We start from the raw sequence: 11,885 nt of genomic DNA on the forward strand, positions 1-11,885 counted from the left end.
CTTATTTCCTCTTTTCTAATAATTTAATTTTTAATGGTTTATAGTAATACCTCGAAACATATACCTGTTTATGTGTATTTTGAAATTCAACTTTACTTGATGATGATATACTTTTTGTTATGGAGTAAATATGATTTGTATTTAGAATCGTTGATTTTGAAACTCTCATAAAATAGCCTGGTAACAATTCTTCAAGTTCATAAAGCTTATATCTTACATTGTATATATTATCAATGGTATGTGCACAAATCGAACTTTCTTCTGTTTCAAAAAATAAAATTTCTTCCAATGAAAGATAATACTCAGTATCACCTCTATAAAAAGTTATCTTTTTATTCTGCGACAAAATATCATCTAAGACAACTTGGATATTTTTAATCTCTTCACTTAGTTCACTACACCTAATAATCACTTCATCCTCTTCAATTTTATTGTCTACTTCAATCCGTATTCTCATATTTTCACTCCCCACATTTTTTATTATATTCACCCGCTTTTACATTGTAAATATCATAACAGTAAGTGGTTAGTTATTGCTTATAAGTGGTCAATTTTTACATGGTTATTGCAATTTCTTGCATATGTATTCTACAAAATTATTATATCTTTCCAAAGTACAAATTGAAAATTTCGTTATATTAAAAATAACCTTAGGCAAGTTATATTACTTCCTAAGGCTATTTTTCGCATTTATTTATGACAGGGTTCACCGTAACTTATCCTAACTTCTAATTACTCTCTACCATCTTATAAAAATTTTCTTTCATTTGACGAAAACTTATTATGGATGTACCACTTCGTAATAAAATTTATATTTTCAAATTCTCCTCTCAGAACCCAGGGGAGTTTTGAAAATAGATCTCGGATCGAAGTGGTACATCTATAGTAAGATAATTAAGCTACCCTTTGTATATTGAGATATGAACACTTTTTACAATATACTTTTCTTATATTGTAGCCACTTATCAAATTTATTTTTCTGTATCTTCACATATATTGTAGTAATAAAAGGAAACACTCTAGTAAAAATTCTTGAGATTGCAAAGTATTTTGATGGATAAATATATCTCTTTTCATTTTTTATCCCTTTAATTACACTACTTGCAACCTTATCAGCTTCTTGCATTGGCCATGGTATTGGAGCTTTATCAGCTGCATTCTTGAAAAAGTTAGTTTTTGTAGCTATAGGATAAACTAATGAAATTATCTCATTATCTCTTGCTTCATGCTCATATACTCTTCCAAAGCCATTGATAGCATACTTCGTAGAACAGTAAAGAGAATATCCCGGTAATGGCATTTCGCTTACTGCTGAGCAAGTTATTATAACTGAATACTTTTTAGCTTTATTTAGAGCTCTCATTTTCTCAACCGAATATATAGGAGAAAAAACATTTGTACTAAATATCTGCTCTATGTGGCCCCAATCAGCCTCTTCAATACTTTCACAAAATGCAAAACCAGCATTTGCTATAAAAATATCTATTCCACCCAATGTCTCTAATGCAAAATCAAATAGCTTATCTACCTCTTCTTTTTTAGATACATCACATGCAAAAGGAATTATCTTATCCTCTACCTCAGGTATTTTAGAAATATTTCTTCCAACTGCAATTATTTTCACATCATATTGTTGAAGCTGCTTTAATATTTCTTTGCCTATACCTGAGGATGCACCTGTTAGTACTATTTTCTTTTTATTTAAATCCATAAGTATTTTCTCCTCACTACTATTTATATTAAAGACTTTGTTTTAAATTATTATTTAAATTAAGCTGTTAATACAGTATGTCCTATATCAGTAAACAATTAACCTTAAGTAATTTTTCTAAATAGGATTACAACTTAATTTCGTCATACTAATTAAAGCCATCAATAAAAAGCCTTATTCTTACAACTGCTTACTAACTATAAATGTCATCTCTTTTAAATTGTGAATACCATCGTGAGAGGTGCCAGGATAATGCATAGGCATTTCCCCTGGTCTAGTTATAATGCTTACACCTAACATGGACATTTTTTCAATAAACTCCTGATTTGATCCACTATACCCCATTGTCTGCAGATATTGCTTAAGATTATTTTCAACGTATTCAAGCACCTCATTTTTATCACTATATGGGCAAACAAATATGAATCTATTAAAACACCTGTCTATGTCCTGCTTGTCAGGCATCCTATTATTTAAGATAACAGTATAATCGGCGTTATAAGACGAATGAACTTCTACATTTTGCTTTTCCTTAACTCCATATTTAAACATACAGTATTGTCTATCTTGCAACATCTTGATAGAACTCCAAGGATTTAAATATGCTTTAGGTAACATCATGGTGAGTCTTTCCATTTGATCTGCAACACATTTAGCAAATAAATTAGTATCTATTTCATTATTCACAAAAATAATTCTAGGTGATAAACAGGCTTTTTGCTCCCAACAAATAACATCCTTTGCCACACCTTCGCAAATCTCATTAATATCTTCTGCTTCATCGATAACTTCAAAACTAATTTTAGCCCCATGCATTATTAAATGTCTATTATACTTAGCACAAAGTTCTCCCATTATTCTACCTGAATACTCTCCACCCCAATGTATAACACAATCTGTCTTTTTTACTATAGTTTCATATATATCTGAGCATTCACTATTAAAATATACTATTGAAAGTCTTTCCTTGATATCTGGATCAATCATGCACAAGCTATCATAAAAGGCATGAGCAAAATATGGCTCATCAGCGGACACCTTAACCAAATTACAGTTCTTTGATAAAAGCCCCATTGAAATGCTCATAGTAACGACTACAAAAGCATTTCCTGAGATATTATGGAATATAACACCTCTTGGTTGTCTATGAACTTCCCCATAGCTTGTCTCAATCCAATCATCTAATACGTCAAGATGTTGAAGTTCTTCTTGAATTGTTTTCTCAAGATTTTCTCTCAAAAGCATATGCATAGAATTCTCAAGTTCATAAGTTATTAGTTCTTCACTTTGATTTAATATATGCACTAATAATTCTATATGCTTTTTAGAATAATCTCTATTAAGCCACAATTTTGCACATTTATCTAAGATTTCTATTGTATCCTTAACAGACATATCATGGACTTTATTTTTATTTGTATTAAGTTTATCTATTACACTAACAATCTGATCAATATCAGAAGAAACTAGTTCAAGATTAATATCATTAATATTTCTAGACACTACATTATTTCCACATGTATATTCAATTTTCATTATTTTTCACTCCTAACATTGAGAGTAGCTCCGCAGCCTTTTGCTTCCGCACCTTTTACTCTACCAACGATCCTTATTGTCATAAGTTTTTCTTTGCAATCAGGACATTCATCTATTGAAACTATTTCTCCAATATCATCTACCATTATTGATGCTCCAGCAAAGGCAGAAGTCCCATATGCATTTAACATCTGCATAAAACCTCTATCTCCAGGATTATATAGTGGCTCTAAAGTTTTAACATCCCTAATTATAACCTTTCCCCATTTTGGTATATGAAAGAGATAATCTTTATATTCTTTTGAATAATGTCCGATAATAAAAAAGGTGTTTTCTGTGAAGGAATAAGAGTCAATAAAGTTTTCTTCTGGTACTCCAAGAAAGTTTGCAACAGTTTCAACAAACTCCTGCTTTCTTATTGCTGTTCCATTGCTCATAGTTCCTTTCTTTCCATCCCAACCTCCTCCTCCAGTTTGAATTAATACATTCTTTCCAAGATTAAATGGAGGCATTGTTTCTTTTAGTGAGTTTATTGTGTTATAAAGTAAAAGTGCTGAACCTCTTATTGAAAGATGTTTATCTAACTTATTATTGCTCTCTAAAAACTTTATAAATTCTTCTACTTCTACAACTAAGTTATCTCCATCAGGCTTAATAAGAAAGATAGTATTTTCTTTGAAATCAAACATGTCTAAAATATTTCCAATATAGGACTCTGTCCTTTTTCCGTATACCACTTCACTTTTATAGTTCTTCATAGTATCAGGGTCAGGATAAAAAACACATTCCTGTTCAGTATCAGGTCTCAAGGTTCCAATTGAAAGTTTGTTAAATTCCTTTATCTGCATAATATCGCTTATAGTTCTGCCTACCATACTTGGATCACCACTTGTGCTACTTGATACTGTCCACTTATCAATTGTGTTTACTGGTACTTTAAGTAAATTAGTAAATATTTCAGCTGACTTTTTGAACACTGTAGTTGTTATGAACGGAACCTTCTCCACGTCTTTTTCAGTGTTCAAATCTATAGAAGGATTAAACCCTTGACTATCACATAATAGTTTGTATGCCGAACAACGAGTATACTGATCAACTAAATTTATTTTTAAATCTTTATAAAACTTCTCCATATTTGCGTACCCTCAAATCTTTTTATTTTACTGACCGGTCAGTATAGTTATACTCTTGTCTCTCAATTTTTTCAAAATTTATATATATCCATTAACGCTTCTATAAATGCTTTAATGAGCTGTTACTACTGTTTTTCTTCCATTTACTTACTTTTACACAAAATAGTTTTACATGTTACATATAGTATCACTTATAAGCCTTTTCTTAACTTTTCCAGGAAATTTCTTTCACAGCTGCCTTTCTGAATTCATATGAGGAAAATCTGGCAGGCTAATAAGTTAATTTTTTTACTGTATAGACATAAAAGATTTCTAACCCAATTGAAATATCTATATTTAGTTAATCTTAAAATTTTATATTTTACTTATACGGTAAAAAAACTAAAGTATAAAACAAATGCGCCATAAGTTAAAAACTTAATGACGCATTTGTTTTTGTTATATTTTAATAAGTACTCTGAATTTTTGCTAAATTATTTTTAATTCAACTTTTCATAAAGAAAAAGAAAGACCAGCGTTAGAGTCTTAGTTATTTGCAATACTGTTCACCGTAACAATTATAACGTAGACACTCAAGAAGATGAAAACTTACTGTTGTTCATACGAAATAAAATATATACTTATCTAACCTGTTGTATTCACTAATCCAAAAAAGTAGCTAAAGCGATACTCTCTAGCTACTTTTCTATATAAAACTACTAATTAATTTTATTTACTATTGTGCTTGCCATAATGCAGGTACAGCGCTTGGTTCCCAACCTACTAATGAGGTGTGAGCCTGAATACATTTATAAGTTACGCCATTGTAAGTTACAATATCTCCAACACTATATGCATGATTTGGAACCCATGCATTGTTAGTTGAAGTATCTGGTACAACAACTGTAATCTTGTTTGAAGTTACTGAACTTGCACTATCATTTAAAACCACAGTATAATCATAGTTACCCTTAGCTTTGTTAGTAACATTGTAATTAATGCTTACTTGAGCTGCCCCTGGAGTTAAAGTTCCTGTAGAAACAACTGTTGTTCCTTCATATATCTTATAACCTGTTGCAGTGTTATTCGCTGGCACTACAGCAGTTAAAGTGTAAGTTCCATTATTTACAGAACTAGCAGATAATGTTGCTGCTTGTAGGGTGTTAGTTCCTGCCTTTGGAACTGTAACTGATACTTGATTTGAAGTAACTGTTGCACTGCCATCGCTTAATTCAGCTTTGTAGGTATATGTCCCTGCTGCTTTTGAAGTAACATTATAATTAACGGTCTTATCTGGTTGTCCAGCTGTTAAACTTCCAGAAGCTACTACTGTTGTTCCTTCGTAAATTTTATATGAAGTCGCAGTATTGTAAGCTGGGACAACTGCAGATATCGTATAGTTTCCATTTGTAACTGTTGAAGCACTTACCACTGCCGCAGTAAGTTTATTTACAGGTGGAGTTAATTTATTAAAATAGTTTCTAAAATAATTTGACCAATCATAGTTTGAATATTTGTCCCAGTTTATTGACCAAGTCATTAAACCTCTTAAATTTGGATATTTGTTTTTAACGGTATAGCCTCCAACGGTTCCTCCATTGATTAAGCCATCTAAAGCCTTTTGTACTTCTGCATTTGAAACATATCCATTTCCAGCGTTATTGCAGCTTGGAACCCCTATAACCACTTGATCCTGTCTTAGTGCTGGGAAGAAATAATTAGCATCATTATTTACAGTAAAACCTGTTAAAAGCATATCAGCTAAAGAAGCATAAAACTCACCAGTTCCCATAGATTGAGCTTTGCCATTTATGTCATTAATTGAACCTGAATTGTAATATTGAACTTGAAGCCAATTTAGTTGATCTCTAAGTCCATAGATTACTGGCAAAAATGATCCTGCTCTACTATCAACATATGAATTTAATCCACCATAATAAGTATGTCCTAATTGAACAAAAAAGGTTTCTGGTGCCATTGTTAATACAAAATTGCTTCCATACTTAGTTTTTAACTGCTTTAAAGCACTTATTGTATTAACTATAACAGGAGTTGTTGGATTCTTAAAATCTTTATCTCCTTGATTTAAGTAAAGAGAATGTCCTTCAAAGTCTACATCTAATCCATCCAATCCATATTTATCAATAATAGTACTGACAGAGTTAACAAAAGTAGTAACAGAAGCACTAGTAGTTAGCTGAACCTCGCCATTTTGCCCTCCAATAGATAGCAAAACCTTCTTTCCTTTGCTTTGAAGATATTGAACGTCACTTTTAAATTCAGTGTCAGTAGCATTATAAGGAGTAAATCTTATATCTCCTGAAGTTACAGAGGTTGGCTCTCCAAATGAAAGATTGACCACATCAAAGTTTGATGAAACATCCTTTAGTTTAATATCTCCTGATCCATTATTGAAATTATGCCAGTATCCTACCAATACATGACTTGGAATACTGCTGCTTGTCACAGCAGATACATTTTTTGAATTGCTTAGTGTAAGACCAGTAACCATTACACTTGCAACAGCCATCACTGAAACTAATTTTTTAAAAAACTTGTTTTTAATCATAACTTTCCTCTCCTTTTTAATGATTTGTTGCTGAATCACTCAGTAATAAAACAACTAACTTAAACCCTTTCGCTAGAATTCATGTAAGTTTTAAATGAAGTTTCAGGACTTAAATGCCCATGTTTATTAGTTTTAGAGAATTTTTATAGATTACTTTTTCACCCCCAATATATACGATTTTTAAACTCTGAAATAAATATTTTAGTTAAACTTGTTGTACTAAGGAAATTTTTATTATGGTTACTATGAACATTAGAAAATAAGAATTATAAAATTAGAAGTATAGAAGTCTAGACATTATTCGATGTGTAATTTGGAATTTATTTAAATTTTTATATTTTATCGTAATAATAAACAGTAAAAACTCTATCTGAAGTAATTTTTAATTAAATTGAAAATTTAGCAAAGGGTATGTAGGTATAGAAATGTTGTGATTCATTTAATATATAATGCTGAGATTTTGGTGTTGTTTATTTAAAATATAATACAAGATGATTATACTATAATTATTCTATATATATTCACCTTTTCCTTCTTTCTTTGTGTTTTTTTGCATACAAAATTTTCTTTTATATATTCTAATAGTTACTTTAAATAATTTAATGCAGACCATTTTCTCCAACTTATTCAAAAGCAGAAATACGCCACCATATGAGATTAAGATATTTTATAAGGAGAGAACCAATTTTCCTATTACCTCTGTAAAATATTTGCAATCCTACATTTATATAATATATAATTTAATAAAAAGATTGTTGTAAAACAATATCAGCGTGGTGGCTATATGAAAAAAAGAATACTAATTATACTACTTTTGGTTTGCTTCCTATCTATTGTAACTAACATTTTTCAATTTAATAGAATTAGAAAATATAATACTGAGGAATGCCTTTACACTGCTACTGTTGAAAATTCTTTTAAAGAGTTTATTGCAGGTTTAGATTATTATGATGGTAAAGCAACTCCTTTATCAAATGAAAGTGCGATAAAAAACAGTGTAAGTGCTGTTGCAGGAATGAGAAATATTGCTCCTTTGTCATCATATAAAGATAATAAGCAACTCTCTTTGATGCTATTAAATCTAGATATGTTTTTTGTAATGGAATCTAGTGAATATATTAATGACAATGTAAAGACTATAAAGCCTCAATTAACTAATATATCAAAAAATTTAAATGATGAAAAAGCAATTTCCGAGTTAAATACAGTATTGGAAAAATTACTATCAAATAAATAGAACTTTAATTAATTAAATTTAAATAAGAGAACTCTTAAAGGATTTCTAACTCAAGTTTCGGTATAATAATCCTTTAGAAAAGTTCTCTTCAAAAATTCTCTATTATCAACACTGTTCTTAGATATAGCTTAAAAAATATATGAAACTTTAGGTTATTTAAAATCACTAATATTATCCTGATAATGAGTATTCCAAATAATAACCCAACATTTCTCAATTCCTTCTCTCTTCATTGCTTCCAGTCTATGATTCCCATCGTTTACTTTAAGGTCTTTTCCTTCATGCTGTGCTATCAAAGGCGGCATCTCCCAGTGATCGCGTATAAGTTGCCTAAATTTATTTATTTCAACCTCCCATTCTTCTGGCGCATTAAAATACTCCATATTTGCCTCTGGTCCGCAGCATCTTCTTAGTTTATCAATACTTATAAGAAAAGGACCTGTCCAATATCTCTTCTCAAGCTTTAGTCCTTCTGAAAAAGGAACATTACCTCCTACAGAATTTAAAAATAAATGCACCCATTCTTCTATCCTACCTTGCTTTGAAAACTCTATGGCTTCATGGACAGTGAATATCATATCCTTCATATTAATCCTCCTTTAAAATCATTTAATTGCAACATCATATTTATTTAAAATCATTAAAATATTATTTAGAATGGACTTATATGCATCCATTCTTCCAAACTTTGCCCAAAACCTCATTCCATCAAGGCTGCTACAAATGGCAGCACATAGAAATCTTTCAATAAAATCAGATGTATCAAAGTTATTTTTTTTATAGACAGTATGAAACTTTTCTAAAAGATTATAATTGGGAAATTCTAAGATAATAGTTGCAATATCAAAAATGTAATCGCAATAACTTACTTTTCCCCAGTCAATTATTCCTACAATTTCTGAATTATTAATAATGATGTTATTATAATGAAAGTCTGAATGTGTTAAATATTTTCGTCCTTCACAGTATTTTGCTAGTTCCATCATTTTTTCATATAATGCATTAAAAGTACTATAATCTAGAAAGCTTTTCTCAAAAAGCTCATACCACCCTTTCCAAAATCCCTCCTGATCTTTAGAAAAGAAGCTTTGCAAAAATTCAATGAAGGTATTAAAAGTGCCACTCATGTTATAATCCAACCATCCATATCCCTCACAGGGTGTTGTGTCTATTGAGTGAAGTTTGATAAGTGACTCCATAACACTTGGCATGGCATATTTTAATTCTTTTTCATTTAATTTATGAATCGGCTTTCCTTCCACCTTTTCTGAAATTGCATAGTAAAGGTTATTGTATATGCCACTATGCAGAAACTTAGGCAAAGGAAATTTTTCAACTTTCAAAGCTTCCTGAATATATTTTTCAACTTTAAATTCCATATCATTATGTGAAAAACGAATTACAGACCACTTATCTTTGTATTGAAAAAAATAAACCTTCTTTATCTTGCCTGTAGGTGCTTCTTCTATCTTCTCAATTTGTTCTTCAAAAAGCCCTTCTAGAAGTTTTATCACCTCATCACTGTTCACTTGTGGTTTCATTGGCACATCTGCCATTCTTCCCACCCCCTATAAACTTTCTAATATATACCTAATTTTACTTGAGGTTTAGATGATTTTATAGGTATGTTTTATATATAATTATTTAATACATAAAAGCTGTTCAAGGAATTTTGCTTTTCCCGAACAGCTTTCTATCACTTTTTATATACAATTTTTTTAATGGTTTCAATAGCAAGACAATACTCTTCTGCCAATTGATCAATTTTAAGTCCTTTTAAGAACTTCTCTTTAATTTCACAATTTCTTTGTCTTATTTCTTCCTTTACACCAGATACTTCTCCCCATTCTTTACGCATATTTTCTACCTGTGGAATGTAAATCAAGCTACCACTAATATATTTTTGTATCTCAGCTATTAATTCCTGTGGAAGCACCTCTATACCATTTTTATAATCCATTCTAATCCGCTCCTTAAAATTAAAATATTAATCTAAGGATGCAATATCTGCATATAACTTAATTCTCTTCTTATTAGAATGAACATGGTGATTATATTATTCCATAAAAACATCACCCTGCGTTATCTTACAGACATTGCATGGAATGATGGTTTTGCTGTGGTAATTAAGAATAAGTTTCTCATCTATAAATCTCCTCCCTAATCCCATTAATATATAAAATCTACCCTGCAATCTCAGCAGAACTAAACTCTCCATTAATATTTCCACTGACTATAATACAATGCCCCCAAAACATGTCTCCATCAAAGTAAAATATCTCAAATTCACCATCAGGATGCACACATATGCTATCTAGTCCCATACATTCAGCAAACAATTCTCTTGTAATCTCATCTATTTCAGCTTCGTCATCATCCTTGAGCCAGTCATTTGCAAGTTCTAATAATTCGTCAGCCGCATAATTTTTAATTCTTTGGCTCCACTGGTCTTGATTCTTGAAAAGCTCCTGAGCAGTCTGCACTGAAGACTTCATATTTTCTTCTTCATCAAAATCAAAACTCAAATTGCCTTCTTCACCTGCCCAAGATACATTTTTTTCAAAACTATTAAACCTCTTATCAAGTTCGAACTGTCCAAGTGCCTCATCTTCGTAAAATACTGGTTTCATCGCTTCAGTCAATAGATCTTGAAGCTCATCATCTTTGTATTTTGAATCAAGCACCTTAATAAGCATCATTGAATAGTCTCTTTTCATCCGAACTTGTAACCGAACAAGCATATTTCCTTTTAATATATCATGCCACTTTTTCAGTTCATCATCATCTGCTAACCACATAAGCCTTGTAACTATTTTCACTACATCCTCATTAGAATTTAACTTCTTCCATGCAATCAAATTAATCGATGCTCCCCATAATTCTTCTTTTGGCGCTTTACCCGCACCTACACCAGAAGCCCCTGTAACCGCTGCTATTTCAAATACTTCATCTTCAAATCTGCTCTCAAAACTATTTATTTCGCTTGATCTACTCATTTTCCCTCCAATTATACCCAATCTAATAACAAAACTTTTATGCTCTGATTCTCTCACTATAAATCACAAAAGTTTTAAATCTTTATTTCAAGCTTAACTTACTCATACTATTGTACCATTAAAATACAATTATTGTACATTTATCCTTCATCAATCTACAGTCTATATAACCCACCACTCCAACACTAAATATAAACGTCAAAACTAGGTTGAAGCACTAAACCATCTATACAATATCAGTATCTCTCATCTCAATTTCAGTTCCCTCTGGAGCCTTTATTTTAAATAAACTTTCTCCAAGCACTTTATAAACCACTTGACCTTTTTTTAGTTTAAATTTGTTATACCCCAAGGACTTAATTCTCTCATATTCTTGTTCTACGTTATCTACTAAAAATGCCATATGAACTGGTCCAGCATTTAAAGAGCTCCACTCATTAAATTTATCACCTTCTTTAGGTGTTTGGAGTTCTATCATAAACTCTCCAAGGTTTATCCATGTGTTAAAAGCTCTTCCGTGAAAATTTGGAGTTTCATTAACTATTTGAAATCCTAATATTCTTGTGTAAAAATCTAATGATTCCTCGTAATTCTCTGTTTGAATACATATATGGTGTATCATTTTTATGCTCATAGGTGTCTTCCTCCTAAAATGTTTAGTGAAGATTCATTATATTATCTTCCAATTATTTTATCAATTCATTTTTAATTCATAAAATATTAC

11 protein-coding genes are annotated in these 11,885 nt (G+C 30.7%); 1 reads left to right on the top strand and 10 read right to left on the bottom strand.

What is annotated here, in order from left to right:
* Position 1 precedes the first annotated feature (1 nt).
* The 5 genes from J3477_RS17745 to J3477_RS17765 all read right to left on the bottom strand — a co-directional run bounded on the left by J3477_RS17745 (position 2) and on the right by J3477_RS17765 (position 6,928).
* On the bottom strand, positions 2-457 hold the full coding sequence (locus J3477_RS17745) for a LytTR family DNA-binding domain-containing protein (protein WP_206871278.1): 456 nt from the start codon (positions 455-457) through the stop codon (positions 2-4).
* Between the two features lie 474 nt (positions 458-931).
* On the bottom strand, positions 932-1,711 hold the full coding sequence (locus J3477_RS17750) for an SDR family NAD(P)-dependent oxidoreductase (RefSeq protein ID WP_206871279.1): 780 nt from the start codon (positions 1,709-1,711) through the stop codon (positions 932-934).
* Positions 1,712-1,891: 180 nt separating this feature from the next.
* Positions 1,892-3,247 (bottom strand): aldehyde dehydrogenase family protein, encoded by a 1,356-nt coding sequence (locus tag J3477_RS17755; RefSeq protein WP_206871280.1) that lies wholly within the window; start codon positions 3,245-3,247, stop codon positions 1,892-1,894.
* Positions 3,247-4,380, bottom strand: a complete 1,134-nt coding sequence (locus tag J3477_RS17760) for a LuxE/PaaK family acyltransferase (protein WP_206871281.1) — start codon at positions 4,378-4,380, stop codon at positions 3,247-3,249. The genes J3477_RS17755 and J3477_RS17760 overlap by 1 nt, the downstream gene beginning before the upstream one ends.
* A gap of 715 nt (positions 4,381-5,095) precedes the next feature.
* On the bottom strand, positions 5,096-6,928 hold the full coding sequence (locus J3477_RS17765; protein ID WP_206871282.1) for a carbohydrate-binding protein: 1,833 nt from the start codon (positions 6,926-6,928) through the stop codon (positions 5,096-5,098).
* A 784-nt stretch (positions 6,929-7,712) separates the two neighbouring features.
* Here J3477_RS17765 and J3477_RS17770 point away from each other — a divergent pair.
* On the top strand, positions 7,713-8,165 hold the full coding sequence (locus tag J3477_RS17770) for a hypothetical protein (protein WP_206871554.1): 453 nt from the start codon (positions 7,713-7,715) through the stop codon (positions 8,163-8,165).
* Positions 8,166-8,317: 152 nt separating this feature from the next.
* Here J3477_RS17770 and J3477_RS17775 read toward each other — a convergent pair whose 3' ends face one another.
* From J3477_RS17775 to J3477_RS17795, 5 genes are all read right to left on the bottom strand, one after another.
* A complete protein-coding gene (locus tag J3477_RS17775) occupies positions 8,318-8,752 on the bottom strand; it encodes a ParB N-terminal domain-containing protein (RefSeq protein WP_206871283.1) in 435 nt (144 codons plus the stop codon).
* An 18-nt stretch (positions 8,753-8,770) separates the two neighbouring features.
* Complete coding sequence (locus J3477_RS17780) at positions 8,771-9,721, bottom strand: phosphotransferase (protein ID WP_206871284.1); 951 nt, start codon at positions 9,719-9,721, stop codon at positions 8,771-8,773.
* A 140-nt stretch (positions 9,722-9,861) separates the two neighbouring features.
* Positions 9,862-10,125 carry a CD3324 family protein gene (locus J3477_RS17785; protein ID WP_206871285.1) on the bottom strand — a complete coding sequence of 88 codons (264 nt, stop codon included), beginning with the start codon at positions 10,123-10,125 and terminating at the stop codon, positions 9,862-9,864.
* Positions 10,126-10,348: 223 nt separating this feature from the next.
* Entirely contained in the window at positions 10,349-11,161 is an 813-nt protein-coding gene (locus J3477_RS17790) for a DUF2262 domain-containing protein (protein WP_206871286.1), read from the bottom strand.
* Between the two features lie 226 nt (positions 11,162-11,387).
* Positions 11,388-11,795 (bottom strand): VOC family protein, encoded by a 408-nt coding sequence (locus J3477_RS17795; protein WP_206871287.1) that lies wholly within the window; start codon positions 11,793-11,795, stop codon positions 11,388-11,390.
* Positions 11,796-11,885: the final 90 nt, after the last annotated feature.

It is taken from the genome of Clostridium zeae, from assembly GCF_017312485.1.
Classification (GTDB): domain Bacteria; phylum Bacillota; class Clostridia; order Clostridiales; family Clostridiaceae; genus Clostridium_AR; species Clostridium_AR zeae.